Annotated in this window: 14 protein-coding genes; 7 read left to right on the forward strand and 7 right to left on the reverse strand. The window is 71.1% G+C overall.

Annotated features, from left to right (window positions below; all coding sequences use genetic code 11):
* Window positions 1-6: 6 nt before the first annotated feature.
* A complete protein-coding gene (gene aroQ / locus AB0I22_RS27925) occupies window positions 7-660 on the reverse strand; it encodes a gamma subclass chorismate mutase AroQ (RefSeq protein WP_363133688.1) in 654 nt (217 codons plus the stop codon).
* A 221-nt stretch (window positions 661-881) separates the two neighbouring features.
* Between aroQ and paaK the strand changes: the two genes are divergently transcribed.
* Window positions 882-2180 carry a phenylacetate--CoA ligase PaaK gene (gene paaK / locus AB0I22_RS27930; protein WP_363133689.1) on the forward strand — a complete coding sequence of 433 codons (1299 nt, stop codon included), beginning with the start codon at window positions 882-884 and terminating at the stop codon, window positions 2178-2180.
* A gap of 162 nt (window positions 2181-2342) precedes the next feature.
* Here paaK and AB0I22_RS27935 read toward each other — a convergent pair whose 3' ends face one another.
* Window positions 2343-3884 (reverse strand): fatty acyl-CoA synthetase, encoded by a 1542-nt coding sequence (locus AB0I22_RS27935; protein ID WP_363133690.1) that lies wholly within the window; start codon window positions 3882-3884, stop codon window positions 2343-2345.
* Between the two features lie 191 nt (window positions 3885-4075).
* Here AB0I22_RS27935 and AB0I22_RS27940 point away from each other — a divergent pair, with 191 nt between their 5' ends.
* Window positions 4076-6496 (forward strand): penicillin acylase family protein, encoded by a 2421-nt coding sequence (locus tag AB0I22_RS27940; protein WP_363133691.1) that lies wholly within the window; start codon window positions 4076-4078, stop codon window positions 6494-6496.
* A gap of 24 nt (window positions 6497-6520) precedes the next feature.
* Here the strand turns inward: AB0I22_RS27940 and AB0I22_RS27945 are convergent, their stop codons facing one another.
* The 4 genes from AB0I22_RS27945 to AB0I22_RS27960 all read right to left on the reverse strand — a co-directional run bounded on the left by AB0I22_RS27945 (window position 6521) and on the right by AB0I22_RS27960 (window position 12712).
* Window positions 6521-8071, reverse strand: a complete 1551-nt coding sequence (locus tag AB0I22_RS27945) for an acyl-CoA synthetase (protein WP_363133692.1) — start codon at window positions 8069-8071, stop codon at window positions 6521-6523.
* A 22-nt stretch (window positions 8072-8093) separates the two neighbouring features.
* The gene (locus AB0I22_RS27950) at window positions 8094-9197 is read right to left on the reverse strand and encodes a nitronate monooxygenase family protein (protein ID WP_363133693.1); all 1104 of its coding nucleotides are present in this window, start codon (window positions 9195-9197) and stop codon (window positions 8094-8096) included.
* Between the two features lie 243 nt (window positions 9198-9440).
* Window positions 9441-11741 carry a serine/threonine-protein kinase gene (locus AB0I22_RS27955; RefSeq protein ID WP_363133694.1) on the reverse strand — a complete coding sequence of 767 codons (2301 nt, stop codon included), beginning with the start codon at window positions 11739-11741 and terminating at the stop codon, window positions 9441-9443.
* A complete protein-coding gene (locus AB0I22_RS27960) occupies window positions 11723-12712 on the reverse strand; it encodes an oxygenase MpaB family protein (RefSeq protein ID WP_363133695.1) in 990 nt (329 codons plus the stop codon). The genes AB0I22_RS27955 and AB0I22_RS27960 overlap by 19 nt, the downstream gene beginning before the upstream one ends.
* A 346-nt stretch (window positions 12713-13058) precedes the next feature.
* On the opposite strand from AB0I22_RS27960, the gene AB0I22_RS27965 reads away from it, so the two are divergent.
* On the forward strand, window positions 13059-14408 hold the full coding sequence (locus tag AB0I22_RS27965) for an aminotransferase class I/II-fold pyridoxal phosphate-dependent enzyme (RefSeq protein ID WP_363133696.1): 1350 nt from the start codon (window positions 13059-13061) through the stop codon (window positions 14406-14408).
* A 9-nt stretch (window positions 14409-14417) separates the two neighbouring features.
* On the opposite strand, the gene AB0I22_RS27970 is transcribed toward AB0I22_RS27965, so the two are convergent.
* Window positions 14418-15143 (reverse strand): cyclase family protein, encoded by a 726-nt coding sequence (locus tag AB0I22_RS27970; RefSeq protein WP_363133697.1) that lies wholly within the window; start codon window positions 15141-15143, stop codon window positions 14418-14420.
* Window positions 15144-15403: 260 nt separating this feature from the next.
* On the opposite strand from AB0I22_RS27970, the gene AB0I22_RS27975 reads away from it, so the two are divergent.
* The 4 genes from AB0I22_RS27975 to AB0I22_RS27990 all read left to right on the forward strand — a co-directional run bounded on the left by AB0I22_RS27975 (window position 15404) and on the right by AB0I22_RS27990 (window position 21496).
* The gene (locus AB0I22_RS27975) at window positions 15404-16558 is read left to right on the forward strand and encodes a type III PLP-dependent enzyme (RefSeq protein WP_363133698.1); all 1155 of its coding nucleotides are present in this window, start codon (window positions 15404-15406) and stop codon (window positions 16556-16558) included.
* Between the two features lie 146 nt (window positions 16559-16704).
* Window positions 16705-19023 carry a class I tRNA ligase family protein gene (locus AB0I22_RS27980; RefSeq protein ID WP_363133699.1) on the forward strand — a complete coding sequence of 773 codons (2319 nt, stop codon included), beginning with the start codon at window positions 16705-16707 and terminating at the stop codon, window positions 19021-19023.
* Window positions 19020-20114, forward strand: coding sequence for an FAD-dependent oxidoreductase (locus AB0I22_RS27985; protein WP_363133700.1), 1095 nt, complete (start codon window positions 19020-19022; stop codon window positions 20112-20114). The genes AB0I22_RS27980 and AB0I22_RS27985 overlap by 4 nt, the downstream gene beginning before the upstream one ends.
* 41 nt (window positions 20115-20155) lie before the next feature.
* The gene (locus AB0I22_RS27990) at window positions 20156-21496 is read left to right on the forward strand and encodes a SidA/IucD/PvdA family monooxygenase (protein WP_363133701.1); all 1341 of its coding nucleotides are present in this window, start codon (window positions 20156-20158) and stop codon (window positions 21494-21496) included.
* Window positions 21497-21505 lie beyond the last annotated feature (9 nt).

The following is a 21505-nucleotide window of genomic DNA, read 5'->3' on the forward strand; positions in this document are numbered from 1 at the left end:
ACGCGCTCAAACCCGGTGCTCATGCCTGCTCCCATGTTCGCACACCGAAGGCAGCGCGCGGGCGAGCGCCACGGTGTGCGGAGCGTCCAGATGGCGCGCCATCCGCGTACGAACCGCGCCCACGGCCAGCAAGCCATCGCAGGAACGGGCGGTGCGGGCGGCCCCCGAGCCGGCGATGGCCCGTACGAGTTCGCCGTTGAGCCGGTTGATCTTCAGCCGGACCTCGGCGAGGTCGGGCCGCTCGGACGGGTCCGGCGCCGTCGACGGGTCCGCTTCCCACTGGCGGTGCAGGGCGCGCTGCACGACCTTGCTCGCCTCGATCTGGTCCCGGAAGATCCGTACGGTCGCGGCCGGGTCCACACCGGTTTCGGCCGCCTGCCGCGCCACCGCGTCCAGCACCTGGCGCTCGCGGGCGGGGTCGTCGATGGGGCCGCCGGTCCCCCACTTCGCGGCGGCGACGAGGTCCCCGGTCGCCAGGCGTCGCGCCGACAGATCGGCGAGCGCCAGCAGCCGGGCGTACGCGCCGGTCGAGGAAGCTGCTGCGGGCCGGGGCTCGGCGGCGGCCGTTCCCGCTCCCGCTCCCGCCCCGAATCCCGCGGCCACGAGGACGGCGGCGGAAGCCGAGAGCAGCGAGCGGCGCAGGAATGAGCACGGTGACATGGGCGAACCCTTCCCTCGTCCTGGGCGGCGGTGCGGGGAGCGGCGCCGGCTGCAGCGCTCGCGCGAGCCTACGGCGTGGCCCCCGCGCATGCCGGGCTTCCATGCGGCGAACCACTTATCCACAGCCCGGCCGCCTTCCTTGACGCATGGCCCGGCTCCTGATTATTTGATCGGAGACACGGCGACCGAATGATCGGTCGGCTCATTGGGGCGGTGATGTCATGACAGGTCCGCGAGGCCTCCTCGACGGAGTGGAACAGATGTCGCGCGAGGAGCTGGAAGCGCTCCAACTGCGGCGGATGCGCGCGACCCTGCGCCACGCGTACGACAACGTCGACTTCTACCGGCGCGCGTTCGACGCGGCGGCGCTGGCTCCGGAGGAGTGCGAGACGCTCGCCGACATCGCGCGCTTCCCCTTCACCGCCAAGGCGGACCTGCGGGACAACTACCCGTTCGGCATGTTCGCCGTACCCGAGTCGGACATCCGGCGCATCCACGCCTCCAGCGGCACGACGGGCCTCCCCACCGTCGTCGGCTACACCGAGCGCGACCTGGACGTCTGGGCCGAGGTCGTGGCCCGGTCGCTGCGCGCAGCCGGCGCCCGGCCTGGCCACAAGGTCCATGTGGCGTACGGATACGGGCTGTTCACCGGCGGTCTCGGCGCGCACTACGGCGCCGAACGGCTCGGCTGCACGGTGATCCCGGCGTCCGGCGGCATGACCGCGCGCCAGGTGCGGATCATCCAGGACTTCCGCCCCGAGATCATCATGGTGACGCCGTCCTACATGCTCACCCTCCTCGACGAGTTCGAGCGCCAGGGCGTCGATCCGCGCACCACATCCCTCAAGGTCGGCGTCTTCGGGGCCGAGCCGTGGACGGAGGAGATGCGCCGCGAGATCGAGGAGCGGTTCGCCATCGACGCGGTCGACATCTACGGCCTCTCGGAGGTCATCGGTCCGGGCGTGGCCCAGGAGTACGCGGCTGCCAAGGACGGGCTGCACCTGTGGGAGGACCACTTCTATCCGGAGGTCGTCGACCCCATCACGGGCGAGGTGCTGCCCGAGGGCGCCCACGGCGAGCTGGTCCTGACCTCCCTCACCAAGGAGGCCATGCCGGTCGTCCGCTACCGCACCCGAGATCTCACCCGGCTGCTGCCGGGCACGGCCGGCGCGCCCTGCCGCCGGATGGAGAAGGTCACCGGCCGCAGCGACGACATGATCATTCTGCGCGGGGTCAACCTCTTCCCCGCCCAGGTCGAGGAGATCGTGCTGCGCACTCCCGGCATCGCACCGCACTTCCAACTACGGCTGACCCGCGAGGGCCGGATGGACCACCTGACCGTACGGGCCGAGGCCCGGCCCGGCGCGACTCCCGAACAGCGGACGGACGCGGTCGGGCTGATCGCCTCCGGCGTGAAGGACTCCATCGGGGTGTCGGTGGCGGTCGACATCGTTGATCCGGAGACCCTGGAGCGGTCGGTGGGCAAGTTCAAACGCATCGTGGACACCAGACCGTCGTAGGCGGCGCCCGGTCGACCGCTCGTGACCAAGTGCCTGGTCCGCCCCTCGCGTTCGGGTCGAGAGGGCCGGGTTGCGCTCCGGTGGCGGGAGGAGGTCTCGCCGGTGCGGACCGGAGCCCGGGGGCTCCCCGGCGACTACGGTTGCGGACCCGCCCCCGACCCCCTAGGCGCCCCCTGACGGGCCCGGCCGGTGCGTCTGCGACGCGAAGCGGTCGCGCAGTTCGCGTTTGAGGATCTTTCCGCTGGCATTGCGGGGCAGGTCGGGGACGAACAGGACGCGTTTGGGGGCCTTGAAGTGGGCGAGGCGCTCGCGGACGTGGTCGATCAGCTCCTGCTCGCCGACCGCGCCGCGCCGGACGACGACGGCGGTGACCGCCTCGATCCAGTGCGCGTCCGGGAGGCCGATCACCGCTGTCTCCGCCACGGCCGGGTGCTCGTACAGGGCGTCCTCGACCTGGCGGGAGGCGACGAGGACGCCGCCGGAGTTGATGACGTCCTTCACCCGGTCGACGACGGTGAGATAGCCCTCGGCGTCCCGCACGGCGAGGTCTCCGGAGTGGAACCAGCCGTCGCGGAACGCCTCGGCGGTCTCCTCCGGCTTGTTCCAGTACCCCTCGCACAGCTGCGGCGAGCGGTAGACGATCTCGCCGGTGACGCCGGGGTCCACTTCGACGCCGCGCTTGTCCACGACCTGGGCCTCCACGAACAACACCGGACGGCCGCAGGAAGCCATCCGGCCCTCGTGCTCGTCGGGGCCGAGGACGGTGGCGAGGGGGCCGATCTCGCTCTGCCCGAAGCAGTTGTAGAAGGCCAGGTCCGGGAGGCGGGTGCGGAGCCGTTCCAGGACCGGTACGGGCATGATCGAGGCGCCGTAGTACGCCTTGCGCAGTCCGCTGAGGTCGCGGTTGACGAACTCGGGGTGGCCGGCCAGCGCGATCCAGACCGTGGGCGGGGCGAAGAAACTGTCGGCGCGGCCCGCCCCCACCAGTTCGAAGATCCGGTACGGGTCGGGCTCGTCGATGATGGTGTTCTCCGCGCCCACCGCCAGATAGGGCAGCAGGAAGACATGCAGCTGTGCCGAGTGGTAGAGCGGCAGGCAGTGCAGCGGCCGGTCGCTCTCTTTGAGGTCCAGGGCGGTGATAGCGCTGACGTAGGCGTGCACGAGGGCGTGGTGCGACATCATCGCGCCCTTCGGCTCGGCGGTGGTCCCCGACGTGTAGAGGAGTTGGACCACCTGCTCGCCGTCCCCGCCGATGGACACGATGCCGGCCGCGCTCCGCTCCCGCGCCTTCTCCAGCAGCGAGCCGGTGGCGTCGCGCAGCGCCATGACCGGTACGGAATCGGGCAGCCGGTGTTCGATGGCCGGGTCGGCGAGGACGAGCGAGCTGCCCGACTGCTCGATGACGTACCGCAGCTCCTCGCCGGTGAGGTGGTGGTTGACCGGCACATGGACGTAGCCCGCGCGGGCGCAGGCGAGGAAGGCGATCAGGTAGGCGTCGGAGTTGTGCCCGTACGCGGCGACGCGGGCGCCGCCGCCCAGTCCGCCGCGGTTCGCCAGCGTCCAGGCGGCCACGGTCACCGCGTCGTCGAGTTCCCGGTAGGTCCAGGCCCGCTCGCCGTACCGCACCGCCGTGCGGTCGGGCACCCGCCGGGCGCTGCGCCGCAGGATGTCGTCCACCGTGCTGCTGCGTACTCCTCCGGTCATGGTCGGATCTTGTGCGCGGCGGGGGCGCGGGTCAAGTACTCACGCCGGACCGGAACCGGAGTCGCCGCCGGACCGGAACCGGAGACGTCACCGGACCGCCCTCTGCCGCCACACGCCGCGCATCGGCGACAATCCTCCTGCTTGGTACCATCCGTCAACTTCCGTACCGCATTACCTCGTTGGGGGATAAGTTGAACTTACGCATCCGCATGCGCGCGCTGGTGCTCGCCGGCGCCGCGCTGCTGACCACTTCGACTGTGCTGCCGCCGGGGGCGGCGGCGGCCGAGCCGGACCGTGCGCACCGGCCCTCGGGTGATGGGCTGTCCGCCGTCATCCGCTACACCGAGTACGGCATTCCGCACATCACGGCCAAGGACTATCCGAACCTGGGCTTCGGCGAGGGCTGGGCGCAGGCCGCCGACCAGGTCTGCGTGCTGGCAGACGGGTTCATCACCGGGCGCGGCGAGCGCTCGCGCTACTTCGGCCCCGACGCCGCGACCGACCGCTCCATGTCGTCCGCCTCCACCAACCTCACCAGCGACCTCTTCTTCCGCGGCCTCAATGAAGCGGGCACGGTCGAGAAGCTGCTCGCCCAGCCCGCTCCGGCCGGCCCCAGCAGACAGACGAAGGAGCTGATGCGCGGCTTCGCGGCCGGCTACAACGCCTGGCTGAGACAGCACCGGATAACCGATCCGGTCTGCCGGGGCGCCGACTGGGTCAAGCCCGTCACGACGCTCGACGTGGCCCGGCGCGGCTACTCCCTCGCCCTGCTCTCCGGGCAGGGCGCTGCCGTGGACGGCATCACCGGGGCCCGGCCGCCGGGCCCGGGCGTCAAGCCCCAGCAGCCGAAGGACCCGGTCGAGGCCGCGCGCCGGCTCTTCGGCCAGGACCGTGCGGACATGGGCTCCAACGCCGTCGCGTTCAGCGGGGAGACCACCGCGAACGGGCGCGGCCTGCTGCTCGGCAATCCGCATTACCCCTGGAAGGGCGGCCGCCGCTTCTGGCAGTCGCAGGTCACCATCCCGGGCGAGCTGGACGCCGCGGGCGGCTCTCTGCTCGGTGTCACGTCGATCTCCATCGGCCACAACTCCCGTATCGCGTGGAGCCATACGGTCGCCAAGGGCGTGCCGTTGACGCTGCGCGAACTGAAGCTGACGCCGTCGGACCCGACGTCCTACCTGGTGGACGGCAAGGCCGTCAAGATGACCAAGCGGACGGTCACCGTCGCGGCGCGGGGCGCTGACGGCGGCCCCACCGAGGTCACCCGCTCGCAGTGGTGGACCCGCTACGGTCCCGTGACCACGTCCTACGGCGATTTCGAGCTGCCCTGGACCAGCGGCTCGGCGTACGCGCTGGACGACGCCAACTCCGGCAATATGCGGTTCAGCGACGCCGGGCTGAGTCTCAGCAAGGCCCGCGACGTCGACGGCGTCCGCGACGCGCTGAACCGGGTCCAGGGTCTGCCCTGGGTCAACACGATCGCGGCGGACTCCGCCGGCCACAGCCTCTACACCCAGTCGCAGGTGCTGCCGCGCGTCACCGATGAGCTGGTCGCGCGCTGTTCCACGGCGCTGGGCAAGCGGATCTATCCGGTGTCCGGCCTCGCGGTGCTGGACGGATCGCGCGGTTCCTGCGGGCTGGGCCGGGACGCCGACGCCGTACAGGACGGGATCTTCGGTCCGTCCGCGATGCCGACGGTGAAGGACGCGCCGTACGCGGAGAACTCCAACGACAGTGCGTGGCTGGCCAACGCGGACCAGCCGCTCACCGGCTACCCGCGGGTCTTCGGCGACATCGGCACCGAGCGCTCGATGCGCACCCGTGGCGCGATCGAGGACGTGGACGCCATGGCGGATCGGGGCCGGCTGACCGTGGCCGATCTCCAGAAGCAGCAGTTCGCCAACCGTGTGCCCGCGGCCGATCTGGCCGCGTCCGACGCCGCGAAGGCGTGCGCGGCGCTGCCGGGCGGCACGGCGGTGGACAGCCAGGGCAAGCGCGTGGACGTCTCGGACGCCTGTGACGTGCTGGCCGGGTGGGACCGTACGGTGCGGACCGACAGCGCGGGGGCGCTGCTCTTCGACCGCTTCTGGCGGAAGCTCTCCGACGCCGTGCCGGAGGGCGAGTTGTGGCGGGTGCCGTTCTCCGCCGCCGATCCGGTGGCCACTCCGAACACCCTGAACACGGCCGACCCGCGGTTCGCGCGCTCGCTGGCGGACGCGGTCGGCGAGCTGCGGACGGCCCGTATCGCGCTCGACGCGCCGCTGGGCGAGCACCAGTTCGTGGTGCGGGGCGGCGAGCGCATCCCGCTTCCGGGCGGCACTGAATCGCTGGGCGTCTGGAACAAGACCGAATCGCGCTGGGACGCTGCGAAGGGCGGCTACAGCGAGGTGTCCTTGGGCTCCAGCTATATCCAGGCGGTCGGCTTCGACGGCAGCGGCTGCCCGGTCGCCCGGACACTGCTGACCTATTCGCAGTCCTCGAACCCGAACTCGCCGCATTACAGCGACCAGACGGAGCTGTACTCGGCCGGTCGCATGGTCAAGGAGCGGTTCTGCGCGAAGGACGTCCTCGCGTCGCCGGAGCTGCGGGTGGTGCGGGTGAGCGAGCACTGAGCTGACCGCTCACCTCTGAGGTGACTACACGGTGCGCTCCCGGCCCGCCCAGTGCGGGTCGCGGAGCCGCCGCTTGTAGAGCTTGCCATTGGGGTCGCGGGGCATGGTTTCGATGAAGTCGACGGTCTTGGGGCGCTTGTAGCCGGCGAGTTGCCGCTCGCAGTGGGCGAGGATCTCCTGGGCCAGTTCCGGGCCCGCCGGGTGCCCCTCGGCGGGCTCGACCACGGCCTTGACCTCCTCGCCCCAGTCGTCGTTGGGGATGCCGAAGGCCGCGGCGTCGGCGACGGCGGGGTGGGCGAGCAGCGCGGACTCGATCTCGGCGGGGTAGATGTTGACGCCGCCGGAGATGATCATGTCGATCTTGCGGTCGCGGAGGTAGAGGTAGCCGTCCTCGTCGAGGTAGCCGAGATCGCCGACGGTGAAGAAGTCGCCGATCCGGTTCTTCCGCGTCTTGTTCTCGTCCTTGTGGTAGGCGAAGCCGCCGGTGCTCATCTTCATGTAGACGGTGCCGAGTTCGCCCGCGGGAAGCCGTCGCCCGTCGTCGTCGAAGACGGCGAGTTCGCTGATGGGCCAGGGCTTGCCGACGGTGCCGGGCTTCTTCAGCCAGTCCTCGGCGGTGGCGAAGGCCCCGCCGCCCTCGCTGGCCGCGTAGTACTCCTCGACGCACGTGCCCCACCAGTCGATCATCGCGCGTTTGACGTGGTCGGGGCAGGGCGCGGCGCCGTGGATGGCGTGCCGCATGGAGGAGACGTCGTACGCGGCGCGCACGGATTCCGGGAGCGCGAGCAGCCGGTGGAACTGGGTCGGCACCATGTGCGTGTGCGTGCACGCGTGGCGGTCGACGGCCCGCAGCATGTCCTCGGGCGTCCACTTGTCCATCAGCACGAGCCGGTGCCCGATGTGCAGGGACGCGCCCGCGAATTGGAGGACCGCCGTGTGGTAGAGCGGCGAGCAGACGAGGTGCGCGTTGTCGTCGAAGGGCTTGATGCCGAAGATCGCGAGGAAGCCGCCGAGGTACGTCTCTTCGGGTGGTTTGCCGGGCAGCGGGCGACGTATGCCGCGCGGGCGGCCTGTGGTACCGGAGGTGTAGTTCATGACCCAGCCGAGCGTGCGGTCCTCGGGCGGGGTGTCGGGCTGCCCCTCAAGAAGAGTGCTGTACGGGCGGAAGCCGGAGATCTCGCCGACCGCGTAGCGGTGCGTGGCGGGCAGTTCCGCCTCGTCGGCCGCCGCCGTCGCCGTGTCGCCGAACCGCTCGTGCGCGATGAGCACCTTGGCGCCGGAGTCCGCGACGATCCAGGCGATCTCGGGGCCGACGAGGTGGTGGTTGACGGGCACGAGGTAGAACCCGGCCTGGGAGGCGGCGAGATAGGCCGTGAAGAACTCGACGCCGTTGGGGAGCACGGCCGCGAACGCGTCGCCGCGCTCCAGTCCGGCCGCGCGCAGCCCGTGCACGAGCCGGTTGCAGTCGGCGTGCAGCCGGCCCGCGCTCCACTGCTCGCCGTCGGGCGCGATGAGGACCGTACGGCCGGGGTCCGCGGCCGCCTGTGCCCAGAAGCCGTTCGGGGGTTGCGTCATGGGAAGGCGCTCCTCTCCGCGCTCAGGCGCGTCCGGCGATGCGGTTGATACGGTCGATGGCCCGCTCGAAGCCCGCGGTGAGGTCGTCGAAGACGGCCTGGACGCTGCGTTCGGAGTTCATCCGGCCGACGATCTGACCGACGGGCGTGCCGAGCAGGGCGTCCACTTCGTACTTCTGGATGCGGGAGACGGCCTCGGCGACGAGCAGCCCCTGAAGCGGCATGGGGAGGGTGCCGGGGCCTTCCGGGCCGTCCCAGGCGTCGGTCCACTCGGTGCGCAGCTGGCGGGCGGGTTTGCCGGTCAGGGAACGGGAGCGGACCGTGTCGCCCGAGCCGGCCGCGAGGAGTTTGCGGGTCAGCGCGCGGGAGTGCAGGTCGGCTTCCTCGGTGGTGAGCCAGAGCGAGCCGAGCCACACTCCTTGGGCGCCGAGGGCGAGTCCGGCGGCGATCTGCTCGCCGCTGCCGATGCCGCCGGCGGCGAGTACGGGGAGCGGGTCGACGGCGTCGACGACCTCGGGGGTCAGCACCATGGAGGCGATCTCGCCGGTGTGGCCGCCGGCTTCGTAGCCCTGGGCGACGACGACGTCGATGCCGGCGTCCCGGTGCCGCTGTGCGTGGTGCGGGCTGCCCGCGAGCGCGGCGACGAGGATGCCGTGGGCGTGGGCGCGCTCGACGACGTCGGCGGGCGGTGAGCCGAGCGCGTTGGCGAGCAGGGCGATGGGGTAGTCGAAGGCGACGTCGAGCTGGCCGCGGGCGACCTGTTCCATCCAGCCGGTGATGCGCCAGCCGGACGCCTCGCCCTCGGCGAGTTCCGGCACGCCGTACTTGGCGAGGGTGTCGGCGACGAACTGGCGGTGGGCGGGCGGGATCATCGCCTCGATGTCGGCCTCGCTCACCCCCTCCACCTTCTTGGCGGGCATGACGACGTCGAGGCCGTACGGTCTGCCGCCGGTGTTCTCCTGCATCCAGTCGAGGTCGCGCGCGAGGTCCTCGACGGCGCCGTAGCGCACCGCGCCGAGGACGCCGAGCCCTCCCGCTCGGGTGATCGCGGCGGCCACCGCCGGGAACGGCGTGAAGCCGAAGATGGCGTGTTCGATCCCCAGCCGTTTGCTCAGCTCCGTCTCCATGCGGGGCAGGATGCCGCAGCGGGGCGTGCGAGGGAAGAGATTTTCTGATGCAGCGTCAGATTCTTTCGGCCGTTGGCAAGGTCACCCGTCACCTGCGGCGCCGAACCGTCACGGCGCGGCGGTCGCAAGCGGGGCCGGGAAACCGATTCAGCCCTCTCGGGCGCCGGTGGCAGGGTCTGAGGGCTCCACCCGCACGAGGCCGGTCTCAGCGGGCCCGCGCACGCGGCCCGGCAACGGCCGGGGCTACCGGCCCGGCGCCCCGCGCTGCTGGCGCAACGCCGCGACCTGGCGGTACAGCTCGACGGCCTCCGTCGAGCGGCCGAGCTGTTCCAGGCAGTGGGCCTCGTCGTTGCGGCTGGCCAGCGCGTCGGGATGGTTGGCGCCCAGCACTCGCTGCCGCGCCTGGGCGACCTCCCGGTACACGGCGAGCGCGTCCGTCCAGCGGCCGAGCCAGCCGAGCCCGACGGCGATCTCGCGGCGGCTGACGAGCGTGTCCGTGTGCTCGGCCCCCAGCACCCGCTCCCGGATCGCCGACACGTCGCGGGCCTCGGACAGGGCCTCCTCCCAGCGGCCGAGCCGGCCGAGGTTGACGCCGAGGCCGTGCCGGGCCCGCAGCGTCTCGGGGTCCGTCGCGCCCTGCGCGCGCGTACGGTCGTCGACGAGGTCGCGGTAGAGCTCCAGGGCCGCCGCGCTGCGGCCCAGCCGCCCCAGACAGATGCCCGCCTCGTAACGGGCGGCGAGCGTGTCGGCGTGGTCGGGCCCCAGCGCCTGGGCGCGCCCGGCGGCGACCTCGCGGTACGTGTCGAGCGCCTCGGACCAGCGGCCGAGCTGACCGAGCGCGTAACCGACCTCGTAGCGGGTGACGAGGGTGTCCGGGTGGCCCGCACCCAGGACGCGGGCGCGGGCGGCGGCGACGTCGCGCGCCATCTCGTACGAGTCCTCCAGGCGCCCGAGCCTGCTGAGGTTGTAGGCGAGGTTGTGGCGGCAGCGCAGCGTGTCGGGGTGGTCGGGGCCCATGGTGCGCTCCCGCACGGCGAGCACGGCGGCGTACACCTGGTGCGCCTCGAAGTGCCGGCCGAGCTGACCGAGTACGTACGCGGTCTCCTGCCGCGCGGCGAGGGTGTCCGCGTGCTCGGCGCCGAGCACCCGCTCCCGGCCGGCGGCGGCCTGCCCGTACTCGCGCAGCGCGTCCGCCGGGCGGCCCAGCCGGCTGAGGGTGTAGGCGACCTCGTACCGGCTGGCGAGGGTGTCGGGATGGTCCGCGCCCAGGACGTGCTCGCGCTCGGCGGCGACGGCGCGGTGCACCTTGCCCGCCTCCTCCCAGCGGCCGAGCCGCCCGAGGCTCAGCCCCGCGCTGTGCCGCGCGGACAGCTCCTTGAGGACCTCCGGCGGCACGCTGGGGCGGGCGGACCCGGGGAGCGGCGGCACGGGCCGGCGCGGGTCGTCGGGCCGGGTCCAGGAGCCGGTCAGCGCGTCGGCGGGAGCGGCCGGCACGAGCGGGAGAGAGCCGGCGGTGGCCTTGGTACCGGTGGTCATGCCCCTGGCCCAGCCGGGCAGCCGGGTCGGCTCGGGCAGTGCCGCCACCGGCCATACGGGCTCGGGCCCGGCCACCGTCCCGGCGGTCCGGTCCGGGACGGCCGCACCGAGCCCGCCCGTCGCGACGGTCGGCCGGGGCGATGGCCAGCGGTGGCCCGTGCCGTGCGTCTCGGCGATCCGGTGCCCGAGGTCGGCGGCGTCCTGCGGGCGGTCCTCGGGGTCCTTGGCCAGCAGGTCCAGCACGATCCGCTCGAAGGGTTCGGGGAGGTCCGGGCGGTGGCTGCGGAGCGGTTCGGGCGTGGTGTCGCGGTGGCCCACGAGGACGGCCCAGGCGTCGTCGAGGTCGAAGGGCGGGGCTCCGGTGGAGATTTCGTAGAGCACGCAGCCGAGCGAGTACAGGTCGCTGCGCCGGTCGACGTGGCCGCCCGCGATCTGCTCGGGCGACATGTAGTGCGGGGTGCCCATGGCGATGCCGGTGCCGGTGAGGCGGCTGGTGAGGCCGATGTCGTGGCCGAGGCGCGCTATGCCGAAGTCGCATATCTTCACGCTGCCGTCGGCCAGCCGCATGATGTTGGCGGGCTTCAGGTCGCGGTGCACGATGCCCTGCCGGTGGGTGTAGGCGAGCGCCGTGGCCACCTGCTCCGCGATGTCCACGACGTCCGGCACGGGCAGCGGGTGGTGCTTGTTGTCCTCCAGGAGCTGGCTGAGGTTGCGGCCCTCCAGCAACTCCATGACCAGGTAGAGGACACCGTCGGACTCGCCGAAGTCGTGGACGACGGTGACGCCCCGGTGCTGGAGGGCGGCGGCGACGCGGGCCTCCCGCCGGAACCGCTCGCGCAGCACCCGCATGAACGACTGGTCGTGCCGCGGCCCCAGCGGGTTGAGGCATTTGACGGCCACCCGGCGGCCGAGCGACTCGTCGAGCGCCCGCCACACCTCGCCCATGCCGCCCCGCCCGATCAGGTCGAGCAGCCGGTACCGGCCCTGGATCAGCCTGGTGTCCGCCATCCTCCGCCGCCGCCCCCGTCGTCTCGCTGCACTGCTGCCCTCCCCGGCCCGTCCAGTATGGCGTCCAGGCTGCGCAGCTTGTAGGCCGAGGGTCGGCTGCCGGGGCCGAGCCGGGCGGCGGCGGTGAGGATGTGTTTGGGCGGGAGTTGCCAGCGTACGGTCGCGGGCACGCGCCGCAGGGCGAGGCCGGCGGCGCGCAGCCGCCGGGCGACGGCGTCCGGGGCCGGCGCGGGCCGGCCGTACAGCTCGTGGGCGTGCCGGGGCAGGGAGGCGTACGCGAGTGCGGACACGCGCCCCCAGATCAGCCGGCGCGCGGGAGTGAGCAGCGGGGGCACGGGCGGGCGGCGCAGGAACGCGTCGACCTCGAACGCCTCGGGGGTGGCGGCCAGTTGCGGGCGCACCTTCTCGAAGTACTCGGCGAGCTGCTCGGCGTCGGCCGGCACGCGGGCGGGGTCGAGGCCGACGAGCCGGGCGGAGCGGCGGTGTTCGGCTATGTAGGCGTCGGCGGTCACGTCGGTGAACGGCAGGCCGGAGGCGCGCACCACATGGAGGTAGGAGGCGACCTCGGCGCAGTGCACCCATAGAAGCAGCTCAGGGTCGTCGACGCGGTACCGCTCGCCGGTGCCGGGGTCGGTGGCGGTGAGCCTGCGGTGGATGGCGCGGACGGCGGCCCCGGCCCGTTCGGCTGCGTCGGCGGTGCCGTAGGTGGTGGTGGCGACGAACCCGGCGGTGCGCAGGAGCCGCCGCCAGGGGTCCCGGCGGAAGTCGGAGTTCTGCATGATGCCGCGCACGGCGCGCGGGTGGAGCGCCTGGAGCCACAGGGCGCGGACGCCCGCCACCCACATCATGGGGTCGCCGTGCACCTGCCAGGTGACCGATCCGGGGCCGAAGAGTCCCGGGTCCGCGCCGTTCTGGCTGACCGCGCCGTTCTGGCTGATCGGGTTGTTCCGACTGAACAGGCCGTGCCGCATTCTGCTCACCTCCGGGGCCGGAGTGCCGACCCTGACGGCCGTACGCCGCCACTGGGACGGACCGGTGGCACGGAGGCCCGTCAGCAGCTTAGCCGAGCGGCGAGTTGCCGAGTCAGCAAGCGCAGAGTCCGGCTGGACAGGTCGATGGACGCAGGGGAGACAAGCACGTGAAGCTCCTGACAGCACGGTGGATCTTGGTCGTGACACCTCCTGCCAGGAGCTTCGCCGCCTCCCGAAGCCGCCCAACTCGACAGCCCCCACCACAGGTTGAAAACGGCTCAGCGACGCACAGCGCAGCGCCCGAAACCACCTTGCCGCCCGCACCCGGTCCGGCACAATGCAGGGCATGCCAGAGGCCTACAGGATTCGCGGGCGACGCGCGGCCGAGATCGCTGCCGCAATCGAAACAGCTGTGGCAGCCGGCACGATGTCGCCGGGCAGCTCGCTTCCCACGTTGCGCGCACTGGCCGCGGAACTCGGCGTCAACCCCAACACCGTCGGCCTCGCGTATCGTCTGCTCCGCGAGCGGGGCGTGATCGAGACCGCGGGACGACGCGGCAGCCGCGTCCTACACCGACCCGCACACACTCCCCGCCACCAGATCCCGCTACACCTGCCGCCCGGCGCTCGCGACCTCTCGCACGGTAACCCGGCAGCCAGCCAACTGCCGTCGCTGCGCGAGGCGCTGCTGCGGGTCGCCGACGAGACCGCGCGGGAGCCCCTGCTGTACGGCCTGCCCGCTGAGGACAAGCGGCTGGTGGACCTGGCCCTCGACCAGTACTTGTCGGACGGGCTGCCACCTGGGCCGATCGCCGTCACTTCCGGCGCGCTCGACGCGATCGAGCGGGTACTTCAGGCCCGGTTGCGGCCCGGGGACCTTGTCGCGGTGGAAGACCCGGCCTGGAGCAACCTGCTGGACCTGCTTCCCGCGCTGGGCCTTCGCACGGTGGGTGTGGCGGTGGACAACGATGGACCGCGCCCCGGTGACGCGGCCCGCGCGTTGGCCTCCGGGGTGACCGCGTTTGTGGTGACCTCCCGCTGGCAGAACCCGACGGGGGCGGCGATCGGCGCGCAGCGCGCCGTCGAGCTGCGACGGCTGCTCGCGGCGCGGCCCGACGTGCTGCTCATCGAGGACGACATAGGCCACGGCCTGGCCGACACTCCATACCACCCGCTTTGCATGCAGGACGGGTGCCCGGTCACCGAGCACTGGGCGGTGGTCCGCTCGGTCGCCAAGCTCTTCGGCCCCGATCTACGGCTGGCGGTACTCACCGGGGACGCCGAGACCGTAAACCGCGTCCGGGGAAGGCAGCGGTTGGGCAGCGGCTGGGTGAGCCACGTCCTCCAGCGGGCGGTCGTGCATCTGTGGGCCAGCGAGGCGGTGGATCGCCCGCGGGTCTCCGCATTTTACGCCGAGCGGCGGGAGCCCCTCATCCGAGCGCTGGCCGAACGCGGCGTCCGTGCGTATGGGCGCACCGGCTTGAACGTGTGGATCCCGGTGCCCGACGAAACGTCGGCGGTCGTCGCTCTCATCCAGCGGGGCTGGGGTGCCGCGCCCGGCGCACGCTTCCGGTCCGGTGCGCGCGTCGGCTTACGGCTGACTGTGTCCACCCTGTGTCCGGAGGACATTCCGGTGCTGGCGGCGGACGTGGCAGCGGCGCTCCGGCCTGACCTCGACGCGAGCCGGCCAGCCTGAGAAGGACGTTCACGCGTCGCCCCCGGTCGGCAGGAAGGTAAGAACCCGGGCCGGTGCGCCCGAGCCACCCCGGTGCTTGAGGGGGGCTACCACCATCACCCCCTCTGCACCGATGATGCAGTCCAGCGCTGCCAGGTTCTCCAGCGCCCACCGCTCGGAGCCCAGCAGCAGCCGGTGCACGGGGTAGTCGGTTGAGGGGCCGTGGTCGATGCTGAGGGTATCGACGCCGATACCTTTGACGTCTCGGTGCTCCAGCAGCCAGCGCACCGCCTCGACCGAGAACCCGGGAAAGTGGCGGACGCCTTCGCGCAGGTTGCAGTAGCCGGCCGGATCCACCCAGCGGTCCTGCCACCCCGAGTTCATGACGACGACGCAGCCCGTCGGCATCCGGCCGTGGTCGTCCTCCCAACTGCGAAGGTCCTCGACCGCCAGCCGGTAGTCATCGTCTTGCGCGGCCCGGTCGCGCACGTCCACGGCGACGACGGGTCCGATGAGCCGGTCCGGCGGGATGAGATCCACGGTCGAGGCGCCAGGGCGGCGCAGGTGGCTAGGTGCGTCCAGGTGGGTGCCGAAATGCTCGGACAGACATAGCCGAAAATCGTTCCACTCCGTTTCCTCGGATCCCACGGTACGCGTGAGAACCAGTGAGTCTTCAGCGAAATACCCGGGCGAATCCGATGAGAAGGTGTGCGTGTGGTCGATGACAACACACGGGAAAGGAAAAATGATCTTCAAGGTGCACTCCTGAGCTCTGCAACCATCAATGCAGGCGGGCGCGATATATGCAACCAACAAGGGGAACAACGTATTCCGATCGGGAGATCAAATGCCATGTAGATTAAATCTTGAAAATTGGACCCCAGGGCCTTGACAAAATATCATCCTCGCCCTAATTTAAGCTTCCCTCTATGGCGCGGCAGGCAGTCGCGGTCTGTTTAAATATCACCGAGGCCACCAGATTATCACGCATTTCGACACCATAGGCTGGCAGCAGAATGCAGAATCGCACAGGCAAACGCCACCTTGAGTTCTTCGCGCAATCTCTGCATCCCACCCCATTTCTGGCCGTGGATCTAGAGATCGTACGGAAACAATATTGCGACATCCGAACCGCATTACCCGAGGCTCACATCCTCTACGCCGTGAAAGCTAATTCCCATACCGATGTCGTCGCCACTCTCGTGAATGCGGGCTGCGCGTTCGACGTGGCGAGCCGCACGGAACTCGACCTGTGCCTCGACCTGGGGGCCGATCCGCTTTCGATATCGTGCGGCAACACCGTGAAGAGATCCGAGGACATCGCCCAGGCGTTCGGCCGGGGCGTCCGGCTGTTCGCCTTCGACAGCGCGGGCGAACTGGCGAAGATCGCCACGGCCGCTCCCGGCAGCGCCGTGGTCTGCCGGATCCTGGTGGACGGGGCCGGCGCCAGGTGGCCGCTGAGCCGCAAGTTCGGGTGCCAGCCAGACATGGCCCTCGACCTGCTGACACGTGCGGTAGAGCTGGGCCTGGAGGCCCGCGGGGTGTCCTTCCACGTCGGCTCGCAGCAGCTCGACCCGAGCCGCTGGCACGACGCCTTGAGTACGGTGGCAGCCCTGTTTGGGCAGGCGCGCACACGCGGCCTCGGCCTTTCGTTGGTAAATCTCGGCGGTGGCTTTCCCTCGCGCTACGACCCGGAAGTTCGGACCATCGAGGAATACGCGAAAGAAATCCGGTCTGCACTCCACGACGCGTTCGGTGAGAAATTGCCCGAGGTCGTCGTCGAACCCGGCCGCTATATCGTCGGAGATGCCGGGGTGCTGCGGTCCAGGGTACTTCTCGTCTCCCGCAAGTCGTACACGAACCCGGAGCGATGGGTGTACCTCGACGTGGGTCGCTTCAATGGTCTGGCCGAAACGGAGAATGAGGCGATTATCTATCCGCTGGCCACAGAAAAATCGGACGACAGCCCCCTGGGACCCGTGGTCCTCGCCGGCCCCACGTGTGACAGTGTCGATATCCTCTACGAGACCAACGCACCGCTGCTCCCCCTGGAACTGGCCATAGACGACTACGTCGACTTCCTGCATGCCGGGGCTTACACCGCGGCTTACTCGACGGTCGGATTCAACGGGTTCCCGCCACTCCTCACATATTGTTTCGGCGGCTTGTAGTCGTCACCGCAGCACAATGGCACACCTACCCCGACAGCAGCGGGACCGAGCTCCCCCCATGATTGCTCCCAGACAAAACCCGACAGCGTGCTGCCGGCAGAAGAACGTGCCGGCAGCACGCGCCCGGGATCATCGGAAGGCCGAGAATGGTGCTCTTACGATCCTCCGATCCGGCGGTTTCCCGCCACGGCATCTCCGGCGGATTCACCGACGCCGACATCCCCGGCCTGCCGTTCGCGATGAGCCGCGCCGTCGCCCGGGCGGGCGAATCGGTGCCACTCGCCGGCGGCAGCCGGGAGGAGCTGTTCGTCGTCATCTCCGGCCGCGGGCAGCTGCGCCTGCCGACCGGCGAGGCGCGCCCGCTGACCCCGCAGACCGCGGTGTACGCGGCTGGCTGCGACGGCGGCACGCTGACAGCTGACGCTGGTTCCGACCTGTACAGCTTGCGCGTCGCCTGGCAGGCCCCCTGCGAAGGCGGTGCGCCCCACCTCATCACGCGTAGCCTCGATTCCGAGCAGATGGAATGGTCGTACGAGATGAACCTGTCCCACCTGCTGGACGCAGGCGATGTACGGGGCATGCCGTTCGGCTCGGTGTTCGGCGAGGTGCCGGCCCGCAGCGCGTCGAAGATCCACTGCCACCAGGACGGCGAAATCTTCTACATCCTGGAGGGCCAAGCCGAGGTGCTGGTTGAGGAGGAGTCCTGGCTGCTCGGCCCCGGCGACTTGGTCTTCCTGACGCCCTTCCACGTCCATGGCATCAGTAACCCCACCGACGGAGTGTTCCGGCTCGCCTCTTTCTACTGGGAGGACATCGACTCGGCGGTCACCTGGCTCGCCGATCGGCCCGCCCGCGCCAGGACCGCCGACCGGACGGTAGTCTTCTGCCCACCAGCAACGCCGAACGGCGGCCTGCACGTCGGCCACCTGGCGGGTCCTTACATCCGGGCCGACGCCTTCGCCCGCGCCCTACGCACCACCGGACACACGGCCGAACTCGTCACAGGATCCGACGACCACCAATCGTTCGTGGCGGTGGCCGCGCACCGGCAGGCCACCTCCCCGGCGCAGCTGGCCGAGTCCGCCGGCGACGACATCGCTGGTACCTTCCGAGCAGCCGGCATGGACGTCGGACGGATGCACCGTCCGCTGCGCACGGGCAGCCACGACCGCTTGGTCAAGGCCAGGTTCGCGGCCCTGGCGTCGGCCGCCTCGGTACGGCCGGCGACGGTGGATACACCCTGGTGCGAGAAGTGCGGACAGAGCCTCTTCCAAGCATATGCCGACGGCTTCTGCCCATCCTGCGGGATGTCCTGCGACGGGGAGATCTGCGAGGCGTGCGGGCGGCCGAACGACGCCCGCAACCTGCGCGACCTGACCTGCTCGCAGTGCGGGTCGGCCCCCGTGACTCGGCGGGAGGCGACGCTGCTCCTCGACCTTGACCATTACCGGAGCCCGCTGCTGGCCTACCTCGCGCGGGTGGAGGGCAGCGGCGCCCTGCGCGCGCTGGCCGCGGAACTGGTCTCGGGAGGCCTGGGCGACTACCGACTCACCCGCGGCGGCATCTGGGGCATTCCATGGGAGGGCCCCGAGCTGTCCGGGCAGGTCATCGACCCGTGGGTCGAACTGGCCCTCACCCAACTGGAGCTGACCGAGGCCTCGGCGGACGGCTGCGGCCCGCTGAACGTCGTTACCTTCCTCGGCTTCGACAACAGCTTCTACTACGGCGTCCTACTGCCGGCCCTCGCCTTGGCCGCAGGCGACGAGCGGCTGCTCCCGACGGGCTACGTCTCCAACCGCTTCCTGCACCTAGACGGGGACAAGTTCTCCACCAGCCGTCGTCACGCCGTGTGGGCCGACGACCTGCTCACAGAGGTGCCCGCCGACCTGGTCCGGCTGGGACTGCTGCGCCGGGCGCCCGAGGACGAGGTGGTCGACGTCAACACCGCCGAACTGGCGGCGATGCGGGCCGATCCGCTGGAGGCGGCGGTCCGCGAGTGGATCCGCGGGTTCGCTGACCTTCCTGGCGCGGCCACCGTACCCGGCACCGGCGCCTGGTCGCCGGCACACACCGAGTTCTACCGGCAGCTCAACGCGGTCGGCACGGCGCTGGACGGCCTGCTGCTGGCGGACACCTACAGCAGCGCCGCGTACGTCGGCCACCTCGACGCGCTGGTCGCGGCGGCCCGGCGGTTCAGGGCCGCGGAGCTGGGCAAGCGCGACCTGCCCGGCCGCCAGGAGGAGGCACGCACGAGCATCGCGCTGGACTACCTCGCCGCAAAGGTGTTCGCGGCCGCCGTCTTCCCGGTGATGCCGGAGTTGGGCCGCGCCCTGTGGCAGGGGCTCGGGCTGACCGGCGACCCGGTGCGCGAAGTCGCCTGCACCTTCCTTCCATCCGGTTCCGCGACGCATTTGGAGATGCCCCCACACCTCGCGGCACAGCCCGCCGCGGGGGCCGCCCTGTGACCGGACCGCGCAGCACGGACACCCTCCACGCCGAGGTCGTGGTGGTGGGTGCCGGGGTGACGGGCGCCGCGAGCGCCGCCGCCCTGACCCGGCGCGGCGTCCGGCCGCTGGTGCTGGAGGGCAGGTCGCAGGCGTCCGGGAGCACGGGCTCCTCCGGCGGCATGGTGCGAGCCTACGACCCCGACCCGGTGGTCACCCGGCTGGCTGCGGCCAGCCTCGTCAGCTACGCCGACCCGGCCGGGTGGCCCGGCGGGCGCTCGCCGCTGCGGCCGGCCGGCGCGGTGACGCTGGCCCCGCGGGAGCTAACAGCGGAACTGGGCATGGCGGCCGAGGCGCTGCGGTCCGCCGGTCACGCGGAAGCCCACGTGGTGGACGGCTCCGGGCCGCAGGAGGTACTCGGAATCCACCGGGACGACGCAGCCGCCTTGGTGGAGCCGGCCGCCGGATGGGTCGACCCAGTGGAGGTGACCACGCTGTACCTGAGCGAGGCGCTGGCCGGCGGCGCCCGCATCCTGACCGGCGCCCGGGTGATGTCGGTGCGGCCGAGCACGGCCGGCACCCTGCTCAAGACCACCGCGGTCGACGTGCTGGCCACCGGGGCGGTCGTCCTCGCGATCGGCGCGTGGGCCGCGTGGCCGCCGGCCGGAGCGGGCGCACCGCGCACCAGCACCCGCACCCGCGCCATCCAGGTCTCGGTGGTGCGCCGCCCGCCCGGCGCTCCCCCGCACGCCACGTTCGTCGACCTGCGCACCGGGTGCTATGGCAAGCCGGTGGACGAACGCCACACCCTGGTCGGCCTGCCGCTGCTGCGCTGGGGGGAGCACCCGGACGACGGGCCAGGACCGGACCTGCGGCACCACGAACGCACCCTGCGCACCGCCGCCCCGCGGCTGGGCTGGCGCGACGACGTATCGACCGTGCGGATCGTCCGGTCCTTCGACAGGTTCCAGCACGGGGCCGGCCTCGCCCTACTGCAGGAGACCGCGGCACCGGAGGTGTGGCTCGCCCGCGCTGGCAGCGGTACCGGGGTCAAAGTCGCACCCGAGGTCGGTCGGCTGATCGCCGACCAGGTCGTATCACGGATCCGCTGACGGGCACACCGCTTGCGGACGGCAGTTGGAGAAGGAGACGGATGGGATCGCCACCCTGCTACGACGTGCTCGGAATCGGGTTCGGCCCGGCCAACATCGCGCTGGCCGCGGCCATGGAGGAGGCCTTCGAGGAGGACGGTGGGACGCTGCCGACGATGAAGTTCCTGGAGGGGGAGGTCGATCCAGTCTGGCAGGGCGGCATGCTTCTGGACGGGTCGAACATCCAGAACAACCCGATCAGGGACCTGGTCACCCTGCGCAACCCGCGCAGCAGGCACAGTTACATCAACTACCTGCACCAGTCGGGCCGCCTGCTCAGCCACCTCAACCTTCCGCAGGAGTTCCCGCTGCGCAGGGAGTACGCCCAGTACATCGGCTGGGTGCGGCGCAGCTTCGATCACTTGGTGGGCTATGGACGGCCGGTGGTGTCCGTCGAGGTCGTCAGGGACGGCGGGCGGCGGGTGTGGGAACTGACCACCCGTCAGAGGGAGCGCTACCGCGGAAGGTCGCTCGTCATGGGAACCGGCCGCACCCCCTACGTGCCGCCGCCGTTCTCGTCGTTGGACGACGACCGGGTCCTGCACCTGACGCGCTATCTGTACCGGCTGCACGATCTGGACCGAGAGCCGCGCTCGGTGGCGGTGATCGGCGGAAGCCAGAGTGCCGTGGAGATCGTGCTCGACCTGGCCCGGCGGTTGCCGCGCACCGAAGTCCATCTGTGTGTGCGCTCCTTCGGTCTGCGGCTGAAGGACACCAGCCCGTTCAGCGAGGAGGGCTTCTTCCCGGAGTTCACCGACTACTACTACCAGGCGTCGCGGGCGGGCAAGCGCATCCTGGACGCCTACATGCGCCCGACAAATTACTCTGCGGCGGACGCCGACGTCCTGCACGAGCTGTACCTGCTGCTCTACGAACAAGGCATCAAGGGTCGGCAGCGGGTGCACGTGCACCGGAATCACGCGGTGCGCAAGTTGAGCACCGTCGAGGGAGGCCTCGTACTGGCCGCCGAGGACGTGCACACCGGAGAACCGCTGGAGTTGACCGCCGACTTAATCGTCCTGGCGACCGGATTCCGCGACCTGGGGCCGGCGGCGCACCAGGAACCCTACCCGCCGCTGCTGGCGGGCGTCGCGGACAGCTTCGCTTTCGACTCCGACGGCTACCTGGCCATCGACCCCGACTACCGGGTGGTGACCGAGCAAGACGGCACCCCGCCGCTGTTCCTCAACGGGCTCTGCGAGACCAGCCACGGCATCGGGGATGCAGGCTCGTTCAGCCTGCTCTCGCTGCGCGCGGGCACCCTGTGCCGGCGCCTGACCGAGCTCACCACCCTGCCGCGTGCCGTTGCGACACGCCCGGCTCCCACCGCCCGTTTGGTGTAATTTGAAGGG

Origin of the sequence: Streptomyces sp. NPDC050610, from assembly GCF_040654875.1 — a bacterium.
Classification (GTDB): domain Bacteria; phylum Actinomycetota; class Actinomycetes; order Streptomycetales; family Streptomycetaceae; genus Streptomyces.

Excerpts from the sequence above, each read along its gene's own strand:
- aroQ (WP_363133688.1), bottom strand. The coding sequence starts at position 660 with ATGTCACCGTGCTCATTCCTGCGCCGCTCGCTGCTCTCGGCTTCCGCC.
- paaK (WP_363133689.1), top strand. The coding sequence starts at position 882 with ATGACAGGTCCGCGAGGCCTCCTCGACGGAGTGGAACAGATGTCGCGC.
- AB0I22_RS27935 (WP_363133690.1), bottom strand. The coding sequence starts at position 3,884 with ATGACCGGAGGAGTACGCAGCAGCACGGTGGACGACATCCTGCGGCGC.
- AB0I22_RS27945 (WP_363133692.1), bottom strand. The coding sequence starts at position 8,071 with ATGACGCAACCCCCGAACGGCTTCTGGGCACAGGCGGCCGCGGACCCC.
- AB0I22_RS27950 (WP_363133693.1), bottom strand. The coding sequence starts at position 9,197 with ATGGAGACGGAGCTGAGCAAACGGCTGGGGATCGAACACGCCATCTTC.
- AB0I22_RS27955 (WP_363133694.1), bottom strand. The coding sequence starts at position 11,741 with ATGGCGGACACCAGGCTGATCCAGGGCCGGTACCGGCTGCTCGACCTG.
- AB0I22_RS27960 (WP_363133695.1), bottom strand. The coding sequence starts at position 12,712 with ATGCGGCACGGCCTGTTCAGTCGGAACAACCCGATCAGCCAGAACGGC.
- AB0I22_RS27965 (WP_363133696.1), top strand. The coding sequence starts at position 13,059 with ATGCCAGAGGCCTACAGGATTCGCGGGCGACGCGCGGCCGAGATCGCT.
- AB0I22_RS27975 (WP_363133698.1), top strand. The coding sequence starts at position 15,404 with ATGCAGAATCGCACAGGCAAACGCCACCTTGAGTTCTTCGCGCAATCT.
- AB0I22_RS27980 (WP_363133699.1), top strand. The coding sequence starts at position 16,705 with ATGGTGCTCTTACGATCCTCCGATCCGGCGGTTTCCCGCCACGGCATC.
- AB0I22_RS27990 (WP_363133701.1), top strand. The coding sequence starts at position 20,156 with ATGGGATCGCCACCCTGCTACGACGTGCTCGGAATCGGGTTCGGCCCG.